This is a genomic window from Janthinobacterium sp. BJB426 (genome assembly GCF_002735705.1).
GTDB lineage: Bacteria > Pseudomonadota > Gammaproteobacteria > Burkholderiales > Burkholderiaceae_D > Janthinobacterium.
Genome location: NZ_PDZL01000013.1, coordinates 1 through 17452, shown reverse-complemented (window position 1 = coordinate 17452; position 17452 = coordinate 1). Strand labels below are relative to the sequence as shown.

Here is a 17452-nt window from a genome sequence, read left to right as displayed (position 1 = left end):
CCGCCTGCCCATGCCGCCGCCCATCCAGGCGCTTGCCGGCGTCGGCCTGCGCGCCGCGCACTACCGCGACTTCCTGGCGCGCCGTCCCAAGGTGGGCTGGCTGGAAGTGCACACTGAAAATTATCTGCAGTCGTCGGGCTGGGATAATCATGTGCTGCAAGCCCTGCGCCAGGATTACCCTATCAGCCTGCATGGCGTGGGCCTGGGCCTGGGTTCCGCGCGCGGCTTTTCCGAAGCCCATTTGCAGCGCGTGCGCGCCGTGGTCGAGCGCATCGAGCCGGCCCTCGTGTCGGAACACCTGAGCTGGGGCGCCGTGGCGCAGCAGCAACTCAATGATCTGTTGCCGCTGGCCTTGAATGGCGCCGCCCTGGATTTGCTGTGCGCAAGAGTTGGGAGGGTGCAGGATGTGCTGAAAAGGCCGATCTTGCTGGAAAATGTCTCCACTTACCTGCGTTTTGCCGACGATTCCATGAGCGAGGCGCAATTCCTGGCGGAGCTGGCGCGCCGCAGCGGCTGTGGCCTGCTGCTCGATATCAATAATTTGTATGTGAACCAGTGCAACCACGGCGAAGACGCCTTGACGGCCATGCAGTCCATTGCACCGGGCAGCGTGGGCGAGCTGCACCTGGGTGGCCACCTGCAGACGCCGCATGCCGTGATCGACCACCATGGCGCCGCCGTGGCCGAGCCCGTCTGGGATTTATATGCGGCCGCCTTGCAGCGCTTTGGCGCCATGCCTACCCTGGTCGAATGGGATACGGATTTGCCCACCCTCGATATCCTGCTGGGCGAAGCGGACAAGGCGCAAGCCATGCTGGCGCGCCATGCGCCGCAAGCGCCATGGCAGGGAGCGATGCTGCCGTCCCCGCCGCCGCCCGTGTCGTTTGACGCGCTGGCGGCCGGCCAGCAAGCATTTGCCACGGCCTTGCTGGATGCTGAGGCCACATTGCCAGCGTTCGCGGGAGAATCGGTGCCGCAGCGTTTTTCACTGTACCGCGGCAATGCGAGTGCCACCTGGCGCCGCACCCTGGGCTACACCTATCCCGTCGTGCTGGCGCTGGTGGGCGAGGCATTCTTTGCTGGCCTGGCACGCGCGTATGGCCGCCAGTATCCGTCCGATAGCGCGGATTTGAATGAGTTTGGCGCCCGTTTCGCCGATTTTCTGACCAGTTTTCCGCCTGTGGCCGACTTGCCGTATCTGCCGGACATGGCGCGCCTGGAATGGGCCGTGCACCTGGCGCATTACGCGGCCGATGCGCAGGGCCTGGCGCCCGAGGCGCTGGCCGCCCTGCATCCCGATCAGCTGGAAGCGCGGCGTTTCCGCTTGCATCCCGCTTGCGCCTTGCTGGCGTCCAGCTGGCAAGTGGCGGCCCTGTGGCAGGCGCATCAGGAAGGTGAGGGGCAGGGGATGTTTCCGCAGGAGTTGCAGGTGGCCAGCCATGCGCTGGTATGCAGGACGCGCTGGAAGACGCAGGTGCTCGTACTGGATGCGGCCGCGCATGCGGCCTTGGTCATGTTGCAGCAGGGCCAGACGTTTGGCGCCGCGCTCGATGCGGCGTTCGAGCTGGACCCGGCATTCGACCTGGCCGCCCACTTGCGTCAGTGGCTGGCGCATGCGGTGTTGACGGCGTGACAGTTTACTCGAAGGCCCGCAGCAGGCGCGCTTCGCCCGTCTGATCGCGGTACAGGGCATTCGCGGCCAGGGTGGCATCCATCATGCGCGTGACTTGCTCTTCTTCAAAGCGGGCCAGCTCGGCCGTGGCCGCGACGAGGGCCAGTTCCAGCCTGGCGCGCGCGCTCTGGTACAGGCTGCTGGTGTATTTGTCTGTGTTACGCAGCAATTCTTCCGCGTTTTCTATTACCTGGCGCAAGTCGCCGATCAGGCGTTCCTGGCTGCGCGTACCTTGTTCGGGCTGGTCCATGGCGCTCCCCTTCTGCAATCGATATTTATCTGACAATAACGACATGTTGCAGCTTGATCCAGGCAGCCGGCTGGCAGCGGTGCTGGCTGGACGCATGGGGCCGCTTTCGCGCCCCATGCCGGCATCACACGGGAGCGACGACCGTGATACGGATATCGCCCACGCTGACGACCTGGCCGGCGCGGATCTTGGCGGTCTTGCGCAATTCCTTCTTGCCATCGACCTTCACCACGCCGCTATCGACCATGACCTTGCCTGCGCCACCGCTGTCGCACAGGCCGACCAGCTTCAACAGCTGGTTCAGCTCGACGAACTCGGATGTTAAATCAAAGCTTACTTTTTGCATTGTATCCCTTATTGCAATGATGTGTTTTCAACACTTGATGGCGACCTCAACTAACTCATAGTTTACCTGAAGCCGCCAGCAATGCAGGGTGGAAGTCAGCTTTTGTTGGGCCGCGTCATCTCCATGGGCACGATCCACGCACCGAATTGCTCTTCCGTCACAAAGCCCAGGGCCAGCGCCGCTTCCTTCAAGGTCGTGCCTTCGTGCTGGGCCTGCTTGGCGATTTGCGCTGCCTTGTCGTAGCCGATGTGCGGCGCCAGCGCCGTGACCAGCATCAAGGAACGCTCCATCAGGTCGGCGATGCGACCACGGTTCGGTTCGATGCCGTGCGCGCAATGCTCGTCGAAGCTGCGCATGCCGTCGCCCAGCAGGCGCGCGCTTTGCAGGAAGTTGTGTGCAATCAATGGCTTGAAGACGTTCAGCTCGAAATTGCCCGAGGCGCCGCCCACCGTGATGGCGACGTCATTGCCGAACACCTGGCAGCACAGCATGGTCAGCGCTTCGCACTGGGTAGGATTGACCTTGCCCGGCATGATGGAGCTGCCCGGCTCGTTTTCGGGGATGGTGATCTCACCGAGGCCGGAACGGGGGCCGGACGCCATCCAGCGCACGTCGTTGGCGATTTTCATCAGGGCCGTGGCCAGGGTTTTCAGCGCGCCATGGGCGGCGACCAGGGCATCGTGGGCGGCCAGGGCGGCAAACTTGTTGCTGGCTGTCTCGAACGGCTGGCCCGTCAGGCGTGCCAGTTCTTGCGCGATGCGGCCGGCAAATTCCACGTGGGCATTCAAACCTGTGCCCACGGCCGTGCCGCCGGCGGCCAGTTGCAGCAGCGGCGGCAACGATGCCGTGATGATGTGCTCGGCGAAGTTCAGCTGCGCCACGTAGCCGGAAAACTCCTGGCCCAGGGTCAGCGGCGTCGCATCCTGCAAATGGGTGCGGCCGATCTTGACGATGTCGGCAAATTCCGTGGCTTTCGCATCGAGCGTGACGCGCAGCTGGCGTAGCGGCGGCAAGACCGTGTTGGCGACGGCCAGGGCGGCGGCCACGTGGATTGCGGTGGGAAAGATATCGTTCGAGGACTGGCCCAGGTTGACGTCGTCGTTCGGGTGCAGCAGGCGCTCTTCTCCCCGCAATCCGCCGATCAGCTCGGAGCCGCGGTTGGCCAGCACTTCGTTCATGTTCATATTGCTTTGCGTGCCAGAACCCGTCTGCCAGACGGCCAGCGGGAATTCTGCATCATGCTTGCCGGCCAGCACTTCGTCGGCGGCCTGCGTGATGGCAACTGCCTTCTTGCCGTCTAGTAAGCCCAAGTCCAGGTTGACGTGGGCGGCCGCGCGCTTGACGGTGGCCAGGGCGGCGATCAGTTCGGGCGGCATCTTTTCCGTGGAGATATGGAAGTGCTCAAGCGAGCGCTGCGTTTGCGCTCCCCACAGCCGGTCGGCGGGTACGTCGATCGGGCCGAAACTGTCGCGTTCGATTCTGCTACTCATGGCATCCCTTTCATCGATGGAGGTGGATCGAGTGTACTCCAGGCGCCAAAAAGGCACAGGATGAGGCTGTATTGCATCATTTTTGCCGTAGCCCATCTATATTTTTGCGTTTTCCTGCCGTTAAAGACAGGCGAGTCCCCATTATTTATCTTGTTATCAAAGCGATCAGTCCATGCAGAGCAGCATTATTCCCCGTTGGTCCCTGATCGCGTGCGCCGCCGCCAGCCTGGCCTTGCCGCCTGTCATGGCGGCCGAACTGGGTGACATGGCCGTGCTGTCGCACATGGGCCAACCCCTGCTGGCTGAAATCGAACTGACGGCCTTGGCGCCCGAGGAAGTCAACGGCGTGGCCGTGCGCCTGGCCTCGCCCGATGTGTACCGCGGTGGCGGCATCGGCATGGATCCGGCCCTGCAGGGATTGACGATCAGCCCGCTGGAGCGCGGTGGACGCCATTATGTGCGCGTGACTACGCGGCAAGCGATCCAGGCGGGCCATGTGCATTTGTATTTGTTGCTGGGCAGTGGTAATGGCGCCGTGGTGCGCCTGGGCACCGTGTGGCTGACGCCGGCGCCGCCTGCTGCCGCTGCCGTCAGTGCGCCGGCCAGACCCGCCGTTCCGGTACCCATGCCTGTCCCCGCGCCGTTGCCACGTGCAGTGGCCGGCGCACCATCGCCTGATGCCGCCGTGCTGGCGGCCCGCGCGCGTGCCGAGGGCTTGGTGCGCCCGGCGCGCGTCTTCGTGCCGCCGCCTGCCGCGCCCAAGCCGCCTGCTCCCGCGCTGCGTGCGCCGCCGCTGCGCCGCGCCACGGCGCCCGTCGCCGCCTGCGCACCCCAGGCGGATGCCGGGCAGGCGCAAGCGTGCGTGGCGCTGGATGAGAAAAACGCGGCCCTGAATGACAAGCTCGGCGAATTGGAAGGCAAGATCGGCGCCTTGCAAAAAGCACTGGCTCAGCCCGCCACCGCTGCGCCGGCTGCCGCGCCGGCCGAGGCGCCGGTGCCGCATGCCAGGCCGAAGCCCCTGCACGCGGCGCCAGCGGTCGAGAAGGAAAAGAAGGCGGGCGGCAACGGCTTGCTGTGGCTCGGTATCGGCACCTTGCTCTTCCTGCTGCTGACGGCGCTCATCGTGTATGTCGTGCGCAAGCGCAGGCAGGCGGCAGTGCCGGGTGCGCCGTCGAAATACTGGGTCTTGCTGCGCAAGCCGTTCCGCCGCAAGAAGAAGGAGGTGCCCGTGCTGACGGAAGCGGTGGAAGAGGGGGCGGCAGACGAGCCGGAACCGGAGCCGTTCTCGCGTTAAGCGTGCTCAAGGCGGTACAGTAATTTGATATAAAAAAAGATATTGAAAAAGATAGGAAAATGCTTGTCTATCGTATTGCCTATTTTTCAAAGATGGTGATATGATTAATTCAGTGGACTTGCTCTACGACAAAACAGCCCCAGCCTGGCGCAGTCACCAACGATAGTGTGGCGCGGCAAACAGGTGTAGCGTTGCATAAACGCCTGGGTCTGGAAGCGGTTCGCGATGCCGACGATGTGCTCGCGAACGCCGGATGCAACCGGCAGCGAGGCGACGCCAGGAGATACCTGGGGCTCGCCTTCCAAATTTCCCCTCCTTGTTCCTGAGCGCCGCAACTGCCGCGCTTCTTGCCAGGGAATAGATGTAAAAAAAGCACCCGCGGGTGCTTTTGTCGTTTCTGGTGCTGTAACTTCTTACATGCGCGCGCGCGCGCCCTGCATGGTGTTCGGCAGCTGCGTCATCCACGGTTCCGTAATGGTGCGGATTTCGCGGTCGTTTGCCAGGATTTGCTTGAGCAAGTCGATCTTGCGCAGGCGCGAGGCACCGGTCAGGGCAGGCACCTTGCCCGTCATGGTCGCGCTGGCGGCGCTGGCGCACTGGTTTTCCAGGGCATCCAAGTCATTCCAGTCGCTCGAACGTGCGGCCACGACCATTTTATTGGTCATTCCTGCAATATTTTCATACATCGAGAGAACGTCGTTGGAGGTCATGAGCACACCCGTAACTAGTGAATGGATTACCGCTTGTCTAGATTAACGGCGTGCTTATCCGGAACTTGAGGGTGTTTTTGAAAAAAAAGTGAAAATAATTTGGATAGTTTTGGCGGGCCGCCGGAATCGCCCGCCAAGCCGCATGGATGCTGGGCCGACGATGCCGGCGCTGATGGATTTATTTGACGAGTTCTTCCAATCCTGCACTCAGTTCGGCAGGCGGCGGCATCTTGTCCACGAGAACCGAGGGTGGCAAACCGAGCGCTTCAGCCACGTTGCTGGGGTAGCAGGCGATGATTTCTTCATTGCTCAGCGCGTTTTCATCGATACGGGCCCGCCAGGCTGCCAGGTGGATGATGGCGGCCAGGCGGTTCAGGGGCGCCTTGGCCAGGGGATCGGGAAAGGCGGCGATGGCCTCGGCAAAGGCAGGGGGAAACTTCCAGCGGCGCGCCAGTTCGGCGCCCACCTGCGCATAGTCATAGCCCAGGGAAACCCGCTCCGCGTCGAGCCGGCGCGCATCGAGCGGCGGGGCGATCTTGTCGAGCTGCATGGCTTGCTCGGGCATGGCGGCATGGATCACCAGTTGTCCGATCGCATGCATCATGCCGATAGTGAAGGCCAGGTCCTGGTTGTCGCCCGTCTGTCTGGCGATCCAGCGGGCCGACACGGCGCTGTGCAGGCTGTAGCGCCAGAATTGCGGCAGATTCAGTCCGGGCACGGCCTTGTAGCCGCTGACCAGGCCCGAGCTGATGACAAGCGTGCGCACGGTTACAAAGCCGAGCATCAGCACGGCGTCTTCCACCGTGCCGATGCTGCGCGAGACGTGGTAATACGCCGAGTTGGCCAGCCGCAGCAGCTTGGTGCTCAAGGCCGGATCCGCTCCCAGCTGGCGCGCGATGTCTTCGGTGGCAATGGCGGGGTTGTCGAAACTGCGCACCAGTTCATCGACGATCTTCGGGGCGGCAGGCAGGGCGTGGGGTTGCTGAAACAGCGCTTCCAGTTGCATGGCAATCTCCTTGGCGTACACGCGGCGCGGGGTCGTGAAACTATAGGCCGATTTTTTGTCCGTATGCAAAAAAGTTCCGGGACGCTTTTTTCATGGGAAACAGGCTATGATTTTGACTATTCCATTGAAAGGATCGCCATGCACGGTTTGCGTTTTTCCTGGTCCCGGACGCCAGTCCAGGCCGCCATCATCCTCGCCCTGGCCGGCGTTTCGCTGGCCGGCTTGCCCGCCCAGGCGCATGCCCAGCCAGCGGCGGCCGATGTTGCTGTCCCCGCTGCCTTGCCCGGCGACGATTTCTACGATTACGTGAATGGCGACTGGCTGCGCGGCACGGAGATTCCCGCCGACCGCAGCAGCTGGGGCTCGTTCGCCATCCTCGCCAACGCCACCAACGAGCGCATCATCGGCCTCGTCGAAAGCCTGGCGGCGGCACCGCAGGCGGATGCCTCCGCGCGCCAGGTCAGCGATTTTTACCGTTCCTGGATGGATGAATCGGCTATCGAAGCGAAAGGCTGGGCGCCGATCAAGCCCTTGTTGACAAAGATCAATGGCATACGCGACCAGGCAGGGCTGGCCCGCGCGCTGGGCGAGAGCCTGCGCGCCGATGTCGACCCGCTCAATTCCACCAATTTTTATACGGAAAACCTGTTCGGCCTGTGGGTGGCGCAAGACTTGAACGACACCACGCGCAATGTCGCCTACCTGCTGCAGGGCGGGCTGGGCTTGCCTGACCGCGCGTTTTACCAGGGCGACAGCGCCCGCATGCAGGGCTTGCGCGCGGGCTACCAGGCGCATATCGCGGCCATGCTCAAGCAGGCCGGCTACAGCGATGCGCCGGCCCGCGCTGCGCGCGTGTTTGCGCTGGAGCAGAAAATTGCCGCCAGCCACGCCAGCCGCGAGGATTCGGCCGATGTCGCCAAGGGCAATAACGCGTGGCGCGCCGCCGACTTCCCCAGCAAGGCGCCGGGCCTGGACTGGAAAGCCTTCTTCCAGGCGGCCGGCCTGGGCCAGCAGACGGATTTCATCGTCTGGCACCCGACGGCCATGACGGGCAGCGCGGCGCTGGTGGCAAGCGTGCCGCTGGCCACGTGGAAGGATTTCCTGGCCTTCCACGCCATCAACCATTTCAGCACCACCTTGCCGAAGGCGGCCGCCGACCAGCGCTTCGCCTTCTATGGCAGCGCCCTGAGCGGCACGCCGCAGCAGTCGCCGCGCAGCAAGCGCGCACTGGCCGCGACGAATGCGGCCCTGAGCGACGCCGTTGGCAAGCTGTACGTGGAGCGCTATTTCCCGCCGGAATCGAAAGCCCGCGTGCAGGACATGGTGACGAATATCGTGGCCGCCTTCTCGCGCCGCATCGACAAGCTGGACTGGATGGCGCCGGCCACCAAGGCGCAGGCGCAGGAAAAGCTCAAGACCCTGTACGTGGGCGTGGGCTATCCGGAGCGCTGGGACAGCTATGCGGGCTTGCGCGTGGTGCGCGGCGACGCGCTGGGCAATGTGCAGCGGGCGGAACAGTTCCACTACCGCCAGGAGCTGGCCAAGCTGGGCCAGTCGCCCGACCGCAAGGCCTGGGCCATGCCGGCCCAGCTGGTCAACGCCGTCAACTTGCCGCTGCAAAATGCGCTGAACTTCCCGGCCGCCATCCTGCAGCCGCCGTTCTTCGACCCGCAGGCATCCGATGCGGCCAACTATGGCGGCATCGGCGCCACCATTGGCCACGAAATCAGCCACAGTTTTGACGACCAGGGCGCCCAGTTCGACGCCCAGGGCAAGTTGCGCGACTGGTGGACGCCGGCCGACCTGGCGCATTTCCAGACGGCATCCAAGCAATTGGTGGCGCAGTTCGCGGCCTACAAGCCATTCCCCGACCTGGCCGTGAATGGCCAGCTGACCCTGAGTGAAAACCTGGCGGACCTGGCCGGCGTGGCGGCCGCGCATGACGCGTTCACCCTGTCGCAGCAAGGCAAGCCGGTGCAGGCGGGCGCGGACCGCGATTTCTTCACGGGCTATGGCGTCAGCTGGCGCAGCAAGGCGCGCGAAGCGGCGGCACGCCAGCAAATCCTCACGGATGGCCATGCGCCGGCGCAATACCGCGCCGCCACCGTGCGCAACCTCGACGCCTGGTATCCGGCCTTCGACGTCAAGCCGGGACAGCAGTTGTACCTGGCGCCGGAACAGCGCGTGCGCGTCTGGTAAGAGTGCTGACGCTGCCGGCCGGGGAGCCGGTCGGCAGCGTAAAATGCGCCCATCGATGACAGGAGCGCCATGAAGCCGACCCCACCGCAAGATCCGCAAGACCCCATCCACGCCATCACCGAACGCACCCTGGCCCATTACGACGCTAGTGCCGAGCAGTTTTTCGAAGGCACGCGCGACCACGACGTCAGCCAGAATATCAGCGCACTGCTGGCCGCCATCGGCAAGCCGGCGCCGCTGGCGATCCTCGACCTCGGCTGCGGCCCTGGCCGCGACCTGAAGGCGTTCACGGCCATGGGCCATCACGCCACGGGCGTCGATGGCTGTCCCCGTTTCGTCGAGATGGCGCGCGCCTACAGCGGCTGCACTGTCTGGCAGCAGGATTTTGTCGACCTCGCTTTGCCTGCAGGGCACTTCGACGGCGTGTTCGCCAATGCCGTGCTGTTCCACGTGCCCAGCGCCGCCTTGCCCGGCGTGCTGCGCGCTTTGTACGCGTGCCTGAAGCCCGGTGGCGTGCTGTTCAGCTCGAACCCGCGCGGGCAAAACCAGGAAGGCTGGAATGGCGCCCGCTACGGCAGCTACCATGACGAAGCGACGTGGGCCGCCTACGTGCAGGCGGCCGGTTTTACCTTGATCGAGCAGTATTACCGCCCGCCCGGCTTGCCGCGCGACCAGCAGCCGTGGCTGGCGACGGTCTGGCGCAAGGGCGCGCAGGCGTAATTGATGATGTCGGCGCTGTGTTAGGAACCGTACAGAGCCTTTGATCCCCACTGCGTACTATGGACACATCGACACGCAACAAGCAGCGTGTGAGCCGCAGTACCGGCCCTTCGGGGCAGGACAACAGATGTACCAACTACAGTGAGGATCCATCATGAACAAAGATCAAGTCGAAGGTAAACTGAAGGAAGTCGGCGGTAAAATCCAGGAACAAGCTGGCAAACTGGTCGGCAGCGAAGAACAGCAAGCCAAGGGCCTGGCAAACCAGGTCGAAGGCAAAGTGCAGAAGAAAGTTGGCGATGTGAAAGATGCGGTCGAAACTGTGACTCGCAAGCCATAATTCTGGCAGCAAGAATGTAAAAAAACCGCCGCCTGTCGCGAGACAGGCGGCGGTTTTTTATCTGATGCAGCGCAATCTTACTGTGCTGGCTTCATCAGGTTCTGCTTGAAGAACATTTCGATTTTCTTGTACACGTGGCGCTGGCCTGCGCGCGACGAGATGCCGTGCTTGGCGCCCGGATACGTCATCAGGTCGAATTGCACGCCACGGTTCACGAGCGCGTCGATCAGTCGCGTGCTGTTGCTGAACAAGACGTTATCGTCGGCCATGCCGTGTACCAGCAGCAGCGGCGACTTCAGGCCGTCGAGGTGGGCGAACACGGTGCTGGCCTTGTAGCCATCCACGTTTTCCTTCGGCATGCCGAGGAATTGCTCCGTGTAGTGGGTGTCGTACAGCGACCAGTCTGTGACGGGTGCCACGGAAACACCCATGGCGATCTTGTCGGACGCAGCCGACAGCAGACGCAGGGTCATGAAGCCGCCGTAGCTCCAGCCGAACACGCCGATGCGTTTCGCATCGACGAAGCTTTGCTTGCCCAGCCAGTCGATGCCGACCAGCTGGTCCGCCACTTCGGCCGCGCCCAGGTTGTGATAGATGGCGTCCGTGAACGCGCGCTCGCGGCGCGACGAACCCCGGTTATCGAGGCGGAAGACGACAAAGCCCTGCTGCGCCATGTACTGGTCGAAGTTGTTGCCCCAGCGGCGCGCCACGTGCTGCGAGTGCGGACCGCCATACGTCGACAAGTAGACAGGATAGCGCTTATTTGCGTCGAAGTTCGACGGCTTGACGATGGAGTAATACAGCGTCTGGCCATCGTTGGCCTTCAAGGTGCCGTATTCCGTCTGCAGGTGGTCCGCCTTGTACTTGGCGTACGGGTGGCTGGCGTTCAGCGCATTTTCTTCCAGCCAGCCCACCATGGCGCCGTCCGGGCGGCGGATGCTCACTTGCGGCGGCGTGGCCGGGTCGGAGTACGTGTCGACGAAGACTTCGCCATTGCGCGAGAACGTCGTGTCGTGCCAGCCATCGGCCTTCGTTACGCGCTGCGGCTTGTCGGCCGTGCTGCCATCGAGGGCCAGGGCGTAGGTCTGCTTGTCGATGACGGCGTCGCGGTTCGACGCGACGAACACTTTACCCGTCTTCTGGTTCACGGCCAGCACGCTGTCGATGCCCCATGCGCCGGAAGTGACCGGGTGCAGCAGCTTGCCGCTCATGTCGTACAGGTACAAATGGTTGCGGCCCGTGCGCTCGGACGACCAGAGGAAGGTGCCGTTCGACAGGAAGCGCAGGTCGTCATGGATGCTGACCCAGGTTGTCGACGTTTCCGTCAGCAGGGTGCGCTGCGCCAACGTGCTTGCATCGACGGCCACCAGGTCGAGGGTCTTCTGGTCGCGCGACTGGCGCTGGTAGACGAGAGACTTGCTGTCCGCGCTCCAGTCGGCGCGCACCAGGTAGATGTCGGGGTTCGTGCCCAGGTCCACCTGGCGCTGCGCGCCCGTTTCCGGCGAGACGATCAGCAGTTGCACCAGCACGTTCGGGTCGCCGGCAGCCGGGTAGCGCTGCTCGACGACGTCCGTGCGGTCGGCGAAGATTTCGAAGCGGCGCACGACGGGCACGGGCGCTTCGTCATAGCGCTTATAGGCGATGGCGGAATCGTCGGGGGCCCAGTAGTAGCCGGTGCGCTGACCCATTTCTTCCTGCGCCACGAATTCGGCTTCGCCGTTGCGGATGGCGCCCTTGCCATCGGTCGTCAACTGGCGTTCCTTGTCCGTCTTGAGATCGATCACATAGATGTTTTGATCGCGCACAAACGAGACATAGCGGCCTTTCGGCGAAATTTTCGGATCCAGCACATTGCCCTTGGCGACCAGGCGCGCCTTGTCCGGGTGGGCCGCGTCGACCAGGTACAGGTTGCCGGCCAGCGGCACCAGCAGCTGCTTGCCATCGGGCGACCAGCTGTAGCTGAGAATGCCGTTCAGGCTGGCCGTGCGCTCGCGTTCGCGGCGCGCCTGCTCTTCGGGCGAAATCGTTTCATTCGGCACCAGCGCCTTCGAGTCGATCAGGCGGTGCGTGCTCTTGTCCTTCAGCTTGAATTCCCACAGGTCGAGCTGGAACTGGTTGTCCGCGCGGCCGCGCAGGAACGTGACGCGCTCGCCATCGGGCGAGACCTTCAGGTAGCGCACGCCGGGGCCGGCCAGCGCCGGATCGGCGTGAATGCGTTCCAGGGTCAGCTTTTCAGCCGATGCGGGAACGCTGGCCATCGCGGCCAGAAAACAAAGAATAAAACGCATGGATGTCTCGGTGATTGTAAAGGGATGTCAAGAAGATGCTTGACAGCAAACGATACCAGAGCACGGCGTTTAATGCGATAGGGCCAGCCACGGAATAATCCGGCAATTGCCTTCTTTACTTTGGCGGAAAGAGTCGGGCGGTGGGGCTTTGTATGGCGAAGCAAGGAGAGCGGGGCGCATAAATTGCGCGCCGCCCTGGGTTCAATGCACTGTGTTCAATGCGCCGCGTGCAGGCGCTGCAGCGACAGCCGGTTCAAATACCAGGTCAGCAGCACGGCCGCCACCGTCAGGCCTGTGACGAGGCCGATCCAGAAGCCGGCGGCGGCCATCGGTTCTGCCGGCGACCAGGGGAAGCCTGCCGGCGCGAGACCCAGCACATAGCCGATCGGCAGCGAGAAGCCCCAGAAGGCCAGCAGCTGGATCAGCATCGGCTGGCGCGTCACCTTGTAGCCGCGGATGGCGCAGGACGTGGCGACCTGCGTCGCGTCGGACAGCTGGAACAGGGCGGCGAACAGCAGCAGCTGCGCGCACAGGGCCTGCACTTGCGGATCGGACGTATAGGCTTGCGCGATCTGGTGGCGGAAGACGGTGATGACGGTGGCCGAGACGATGGCCGCCGTCAGCGACATGGCCACGCCTACCCATGAAATGAAGCGGGCCTTGCGCAAATTGGCTTCGCCCACGGCATGGCCCACGCGCGTGACCAGCGCGATGCCGAAGGTGAGCGGCACCATGAAGACGACGGACGAGAAATTCAGGGCGATCTGGTGCGCCGACACCTGGATCACGCCGAAGCGCGCCACCAGCAGGCTGATGACGCCAAACGCGCTCACTTCGGCAAAGTAGGTCACGCCGATGGGCAGGCCCAGGCGCAGCATGGGGCCGATGGACGACAACTGCGGCCCTTCCCAGTGCGTGAACGGATACGTGGCGCGGTAGGCAGGCGCGATTTTGATCCAGGCCAGCATGGCCAGCAGCATCATCCACACGCAGCAGGTAGTGGCCACGGCGCAGCCCACGCCGCCCATCTTCGGCATGCCCCAGTGGCCGTAGATCAGCAGGTAGTTGACGAGGATATTGAGGCCCAGCGCGGCCAGCGCGATCACCATCACGGGCTTGGTCTGGTTGATGCTGGTGCTGTAGCCGTACAGCGCGCGGTAAGCGGCGAACGGCGGCAGCGCGCAGCTGATGATGTGCACGAACAGCTTGGCCTTGGATGCCACGGCGGGTTCCAGCATCAGGTGGTCGAATACCAGCGCCGCCATGTTCGTCAGCAGGCAAGCCACCAGGCCCACGAGCAGCGCCTTCCACAGCGACTGGCGCACGATGTGCGGCACCTTGTCGTGGCGCGCGGCGCCGATCTCATGCGCCACCAAAGTATTGATCGCCATCATGATGCCGCTCACGGTGACAAGCACGATGGACCAGATGGCCGCGCCCAGCGAGACGGCCGCCAGTTCCTCGGGATTCGTATGACCCGTCATCGCCACGTCGGCCGCGCCCATGCCGACGGTGGCCAGCTGGCCGATCAGGATAGGCCAGGCCAGCTTCCACAGTGAAGAAATTTCAGTACGGACGGCGGGCAGGGTGAACGAGGTAGTGTGTGGCATGGGCGGCAAGCTTGACTAAACACAAGATTCTACCGGCATTCGCCGTGCTTGTCCGCCGTGGCACCCGGAGGAGGCCGGGCGCGGTAATCATTTGTTACAGCTAAGCGGGCCAGTCGCGGATAGACTGCGCGCTCTATTTGGCAAAATGACCAAATAGTCAACCGCAGTACCCTGACTATGGAGCAAGACCATGCTGAGACACACCCTGAACTGCGCCCTGCTGCTGGGCGCCGCCATGACGGCCGAACTGGCCGGCGCCGGCGAACTGACCTTGTATTCGCGCGACGATTATCACGGCCGCTCGCAGACCGTGCGCGACGCCGTCGCCGACCTGGAAGACGTCCGTTTCAACGACACGACGCAAAGCATCCGCGTGCGCTCGGGCCGCTGGGAAGCGTGCGAGGAAGCCGATTTCCGCGGCGATTGCTTCCTGCTCGAGGCGGGCGAGTATCCGTCGCTCGATGGCCATGCCAATAAAATCACCTCGCTGCGCGAAGTGCGCGGCGGCTGGGGTGGTCATCCGGGCCGCGATCGTGACCGGGATCGTCACTGGGAGCGCGACCGGGAGCGTGGCCATTTGCCAGGGCGCTCGCTGGGCGGCGAACTGACCTTCTATACGCGCGACGATTTCGCCGGCCGCAGTTTGAGCGTGCGCAATGCCTCGGCCGATTTGCGCGAGCGCGATTTCAATGACACGGTGCAAAGCGTGCGCGTGCGCTCCGGCTATTGGGAAGTGTGCGAGGACGTGGATTTCCGCGGCCGCTGCCGCACCCTGGAACCCGGTGAATACGCGAGCCTGGAGCGCCTGAGCAACCGCATTTCGTCGGTGCGCGAAGTGCGCTGATAAGGTAAATGGCAAGGTAAATGGCAATGACGGGCTCCTGCGCGAGCCTGTTATTGCTTTTGGTAACAATTTGTTGTCCTTTTTTCATACTTTGTTACACCGTTTTTTCCACGGATGGCTACACTGACATCAGTTGTCATGTCGATCACTCACCTTTGCCGCCACCGGAGACCGCCCCCATGAATCGCCCGTTCGCCCTCGCCCTGCTGTGCGCCAGTTCGCTGTTTGTCCACCTCGGGGCGCAGGCCGGCGAAATCCGCCTGTACACCGATGACAATTTCAAGGGACGCGTAGTCGTCTTGCGCGATACGACGGATGACCTGTCACGCGTCAGTTTCAATGACACCGTGTCGAGCATCCAGGTCGATTCGGGCAGTTGGGAAGTGTGCACGAACGCCGATTTCAAGGGCGATTGCAAGACGCTGGAACGGGGCGACTACCGCTCGCTGCCGGGCATGAACGACAAGATCTCGTCCGTGCGCGAAATCGGCGGCGGGCAGGGGAGCGGCAGCAGCGGCGGCCGCCGCGCGGCGCTGGAACTGTATGCCGACGGCGGCCAGCGCGGCGCATCGGCCGGCGTGAATGCGGACCGCGACGACCTGGTCGACATCAGCTTCAATGACCGCGCCAGCAGCGCGCGCATCGAGCATGGCTACTGGCAGCTGTGCAGCGATTCCAACTACCGTGGCAGTTGCCGCGTGTTCGGGCCTGGCAGCCACGATGACCTGGGCAGCCTGAATGGGCGCGTGTCGTCGGCGCGCCTGGTCGATCCGCGCGAAGAGAACCGGCCGCAAAACGACGAAGGCCTGGTGGTGCTGTACGGTCGTGCCTTCCTGAAGGGCCCGGGGCTGCAGGTGAACCGCGACGTCAGCGACCTGGTGCGCCTGAATTTCAACGACCAGGCCGGCTCCATGGCCATCAATGAAGGCACCTGGGAAGTGTGCACGGACTCGCAGTTCAATGGCACCTGCGAGCGCATGGGTCCGGGCAAGTATGAAATCCTGGACGCGCAGCTCGACAAGCGCATTTCTTCGCTGCGCCGCCTGTATTAACGCGTCGCCGGGCCGTCCACGCGGCCTTGTATTTGTTACACTAGCATCCTGGCGCAATCGCCAGGCAAATCATCACCAAAGAATGAAGAATGGAGTTAATCATGACGGGCCCTTTCAAACATGCTGCGGCATGCACCGCAACCTTGCTGCTGTCGCTGGCGGCCCACGCCGGCGCCCATGCGGGCGAAATCACCCTGTTCGAGGATGACAATTTCCGCGGCCGCGCCGTGACGCTGCGCGAGACGACGGACGATCTGTCGCGCATGGGCTTCAACGACAAGACGTCCAGCATCATGGTGCGTTCGGGTACCTGGGATGTGTGCACGGATTCCGGTTTTCGCGGCAATTGCCGCAGCCTGGGGCCAGGCGAATACCGCTCGATGCCTGGCATGAACGACGCCATCACCTCGGTGCGCGAAACGGGGCGCGGCGATGGCTACAATCCGGGGCGCCCGGGGCGCGATCCAGACCGTGGCAATGGCGGCTATGGGCGCGGCGGCACCCTGGAAGTGTATTCGGGCGCGGGCCAGAATGGCGGTTCGGCGCGCCTGAACCGCGATACGGACGATTTCGTCAACATCGGTTTCAACGACCGCACCACCAGCATCGTCATCCATAACGGCTACTGGCAGTTGTGCAGCGATTCGAATTACCAGGGCACTTGCCGCATTTTCGGCCCCGGCCGCCACGATGACCTGGGACGGGGCCTCGATGGCCGCGTGTCGTCGGCGCGCATGGTCGACGAGCGCGAAGCGCGCCGCCAGCAGCAGTACGAGAATCAGTACCAGCGGCCGCAGTACGAGCAGCAGTATCCGCAGTATCAGCAGCCGCAGTACCAGCAGCGCGGCGCCGTCCTGCTGTTCCCCGAGGCGGGCATGCGCGGCGAACCGCTGGCGCTGGACCGCAGCACGGAAGACCTGGTGCGTCTCAATTTCAATGACCGCGCCTCGTCCATCGTCGTCAACGAGGGCCAGTGGGAAGTGTGCAGCGATTCGAACTTCCGCGGCCGCTGCGAAGTGATCGGGCCGGGCGAATATGGCCGCCTGAATGGCATGGAAAACCAGATTTCCTCGCTGCGCCGCGTGCGCTGACCGCGTCCTGACGCCGTGCTGACAGGCCGCCTGCCGGGAATGCCCCGCCAGGCGGCTTTTATATTGGCTCTGTCATCGGTAAATAGGGGAAATGCCGGAATCTTCCCTTGGCATTGCTGTCTGACTCTGCATACTTACCACACAGGGAGCAGATCATGCAGCCAGCCGAATGGATCCGTTTTATCGCCCAGTTTGCTCACCTGAACCGACGCCAGCGGCAGACAGGCATGGCCCTGCTGCGTGGCAACGTACCGCACGATGCGACCGTCGCGTTGCTGGAAAGCGTGGCGCAGCCGCGCTTGGCCTGTCCTGCCTGCCGCTCGCCTCACCTGCACCGGCATGGCCATGCGCACAGCTTGCAGCGCTACCGCTGTGTGCCTTGCGGACGCACTTTCAATGCCTTGACGGGCACGCCGCTGGCCCGCTTGCGTCACAAGGCGCTATGGATCGCGTATGCCGATTGCCTGCTTGATTCCAGGTCGGTGCGCCAGGCCGCTCAGCAGCTGGGATTACACCGCAACACCACGTTTCGCTGGCGCC

At 63.5% G+C, this 17452-nt stretch carries 16 protein-coding genes; 9 read left to right on the top strand and 7 right to left on the bottom strand.

Going from position 1 to position 17452, the window contains the following annotated elements; translation table 11 throughout:
• Positions 1–10: 10 nt before the first annotated feature.
• A complete protein-coding gene (bufB, locus tag CSQ93_RS19360; RefSeq protein ID WP_099379434.1) occupies positions 11–1633 on the top strand; it encodes an MNIO family bufferin maturase in 1623 nt (540 codons plus the stop codon).
• A 4-nt stretch (positions 1634–1637) separates the two neighbouring features.
• Here the strand turns inward: bufB and CSQ93_RS19355 are convergent, their stop codons facing one another.
• From CSQ93_RS19355 to fumC, 3 genes are all read right to left on the bottom strand, one after another.
• The gene (locus CSQ93_RS19355; RefSeq protein ID WP_035825472.1) at positions 1638–1922 is read right to left on the bottom strand and encodes a hypothetical protein; all 285 of its coding nucleotides are present in this window, start codon (positions 1920–1922) and stop codon (positions 1638–1640) included.
• Between the two features lie 124 nt (positions 1923–2046).
• Positions 2047–2268, bottom strand: coding sequence for an RNA-binding S4 domain-containing protein (locus CSQ93_RS19350; protein WP_035825476.1), 222 nt, complete (start codon positions 2266–2268; stop codon positions 2047–2049).
• Between the two features lie 95 nt (positions 2269–2363).
• A complete protein-coding gene (fumC, locus tag CSQ93_RS19345) occupies positions 2364–3758 on the bottom strand; it encodes a class II fumarate hydratase (RefSeq protein WP_099379433.1) in 1395 nt (464 codons plus the stop codon).
• Positions 3759–3930: 172 nt separating this feature from the next.
• Between fumC and CSQ93_RS19340 the strand changes: the two genes are divergently transcribed.
• Positions 3931–5052 (top strand): type IV pilus assembly protein FimV, encoded by a 1122-nt coding sequence (locus tag CSQ93_RS19340; protein WP_099379432.1) that lies wholly within the window; start codon positions 3931–3933, stop codon positions 5050–5052.
• A 413-nt stretch (positions 5053–5465) separates the two neighbouring features.
• On the opposite strand, the gene CSQ93_RS19335 is transcribed toward CSQ93_RS19340, so the two are convergent.
• Positions 5466–5717 (bottom strand): flagellar protein FliT, encoded by a 252-nt coding sequence (locus tag CSQ93_RS19335; RefSeq protein ID WP_233516260.1) that lies wholly within the window; start codon positions 5715–5717, stop codon positions 5466–5468.
• Between the two features lie 223 nt (positions 5718–5940).
• A complete protein-coding gene (locus CSQ93_RS19330) occupies positions 5941–6768 on the bottom strand; it encodes an HDOD domain-containing protein (protein WP_099379545.1) in 828 nt (275 codons plus the stop codon).
• Positions 6769–6906: 138 nt separating this feature from the next.
• Here CSQ93_RS19330 and CSQ93_RS19325 point away from each other — a divergent pair, with 138 nt between their 5' ends.
• The 3 genes from CSQ93_RS19325 (at position 6907) to CSQ93_RS19315 (ending at position 10027) form a co-directional block, all read left to right on the top strand.
• Positions 6907–8967: a M13 family metallopeptidase gene (locus CSQ93_RS19325; RefSeq protein ID WP_099379430.1), complete on the top strand. Its 2061-nt coding sequence runs from the start codon at positions 6907–6909 to the stop codon at positions 8965–8967.
• Positions 8968–9036: 69 nt separating this feature from the next.
• Complete coding sequence (locus tag CSQ93_RS19320) at positions 9037–9687, top strand: class I SAM-dependent methyltransferase (RefSeq protein ID WP_099379429.1); 651 nt, start codon at positions 9037–9039, stop codon at positions 9685–9687.
• Positions 9688–9841: 154 nt separating this feature from the next.
• Positions 9842–10027 carry a CsbD family protein gene (locus tag CSQ93_RS19315; RefSeq protein WP_035825486.1) on the top strand — a complete coding sequence of 62 codons (186 nt, stop codon included), beginning with the start codon at positions 9842–9844 and terminating at the stop codon, positions 10025–10027.
• 77 nt (positions 10028–10104) lie between these two features.
• Here CSQ93_RS19315 and CSQ93_RS19310 read toward each other — a convergent pair whose 3' ends face one another.
• Together CSQ93_RS19310 and CSQ93_RS19305 are read right to left on the bottom strand one after the other, a co-directional pair.
• Positions 10105–12315: a S9 family peptidase gene (locus tag CSQ93_RS19310; RefSeq protein WP_099379428.1), complete on the bottom strand. Its 2211-nt coding sequence runs from the start codon at positions 12313–12315 to the stop codon at positions 10105–10107.
• A 215-nt stretch (positions 12316–12530) separates the two neighbouring features.
• Positions 12531–13925 (bottom strand): MATE family efflux transporter, encoded by a 1395-nt coding sequence (locus tag CSQ93_RS19305; protein WP_099379427.1) that lies wholly within the window; start codon positions 13923–13925, stop codon positions 12531–12533.
• A 190-nt stretch (positions 13926–14115) separates the two neighbouring features.
• On the opposite strand from CSQ93_RS19305, the gene CSQ93_RS19300 reads away from it, so the two are divergent.
• From CSQ93_RS19300 to CSQ93_RS19285, 4 genes are all read left to right on the top strand, one after another.
• Positions 14116–14769 carry a beta/gamma crystallin family protein gene (locus CSQ93_RS19300; RefSeq protein WP_099379426.1) on the top strand — a complete coding sequence of 218 codons (654 nt, stop codon included), beginning with the start codon at positions 14116–14118 and terminating at the stop codon, positions 14767–14769.
• Between the two features lie 179 nt (positions 14770–14948).
• Positions 14949–15821, top strand: a complete 873-nt coding sequence (locus CSQ93_RS19295) for a beta/gamma crystallin-related protein (RefSeq protein WP_158301288.1) — start codon at positions 14949–14951, stop codon at positions 15819–15821.
• 101 nt (positions 15822–15922) lie between these two features.
• Positions 15923–16912: a beta/gamma crystallin-related protein gene (locus tag CSQ93_RS28605; protein ID WP_158301287.1), complete on the top strand. Its 990-nt coding sequence runs from the start codon at positions 15923–15925 to the stop codon at positions 16910–16912.
• Positions 16913–17067: 155 nt separating this feature from the next.
• On the top strand, positions 17068–17452 hold a 385-nt coding region (locus CSQ93_RS19285; RefSeq protein ID WP_199534456.1), incomplete at its 3' end, for an IS1 family transposase.

What these genes read in the sequence shown, in the direction of transcription:
- CSQ93_RS19325 (WP_099379430.1), top strand. Translation starts at nt 6,907, where the DNA reads ATGCACGGTTTGCGTTTTTCCTGGTCCCGGACGCCAGTCCAGGCCGCC.
- CSQ93_RS19350 (WP_035825476.1), bottom strand. Translation starts at nt 2,268, where the DNA reads ATGCAAAAAGTAAGCTTTGATTTAACATCCGAGTTCGTCGAGCTGAAC.
- CSQ93_RS28605 (WP_158301287.1), top strand. Translation starts at nt 15,923, where the DNA reads ATGACGGGCCCTTTCAAACATGCTGCGGCATGCACCGCAACCTTGCTG.
- CSQ93_RS19355 (WP_035825472.1), bottom strand. Translation starts at nt 1,922, where the DNA reads ATGGACCAGCCCGAACAAGGTACGCGCAGCCAGGAACGCCTGATCGGC.
- CSQ93_RS19320 (WP_099379429.1), top strand. Translation starts at nt 9,037, where the DNA reads ATGAAGCCGACCCCACCGCAAGATCCGCAAGACCCCATCCACGCCATC.
- fumC (WP_099379433.1), bottom strand. Translation starts at nt 3,758, where the DNA reads ATGAGTAGCAGAATCGAACGCGACAGTTTCGGCCCGATCGACGTACCC.
- CSQ93_RS19305 (WP_099379427.1), bottom strand. Translation starts at nt 13,925, where the DNA reads ATGCCACACACTACCTCGTTCACCCTGCCCGCCGTCCGTACTGAAATT.
- CSQ93_RS19300 (WP_099379426.1), top strand. Translation starts at nt 14,116, where the DNA reads ATGCTGAGACACACCCTGAACTGCGCCCTGCTGCTGGGCGCCGCCATG.
- CSQ93_RS19330 (WP_099379545.1), bottom strand. Translation starts at nt 6,768, where the DNA reads ATGCAACTGGAAGCGCTGTTTCAGCAACCCCACGCCCTGCCTGCCGCC.
- CSQ93_RS19335 (WP_233516260.1), bottom strand. Translation starts at nt 5,717, where the DNA reads ATGACCAATAAAATGGTCGTGGCCGCACGTTCGAGCGACTGGAATGAC.
- CSQ93_RS19315 (WP_035825486.1), top strand. Translation starts at nt 9,842, where the DNA reads ATGAACAAAGATCAAGTCGAAGGTAAACTGAAGGAAGTCGGCGGTAAA.
- CSQ93_RS19295 (WP_158301288.1), top strand. Translation starts at nt 14,949, where the DNA reads ATGAATCGCCCGTTCGCCCTCGCCCTGCTGTGCGCCAGTTCGCTGTTT.
- bufB (WP_099379434.1), top strand. Translation starts at nt 11, where the DNA reads ATGCCGCCGCCCATCCAGGCGCTTGCCGGCGTCGGCCTGCGCGCCGCG.
- CSQ93_RS19340 (WP_099379432.1), top strand. Translation starts at nt 3,931, where the DNA reads ATGCAGAGCAGCATTATTCCCCGTTGGTCCCTGATCGCGTGCGCCGCC.
- CSQ93_RS19310 (WP_099379428.1), bottom strand. Translation starts at nt 12,315, where the DNA reads ATGCGTTTTATTCTTTGTTTTCTGGCCGCGATGGCCAGCGTTCCCGCA.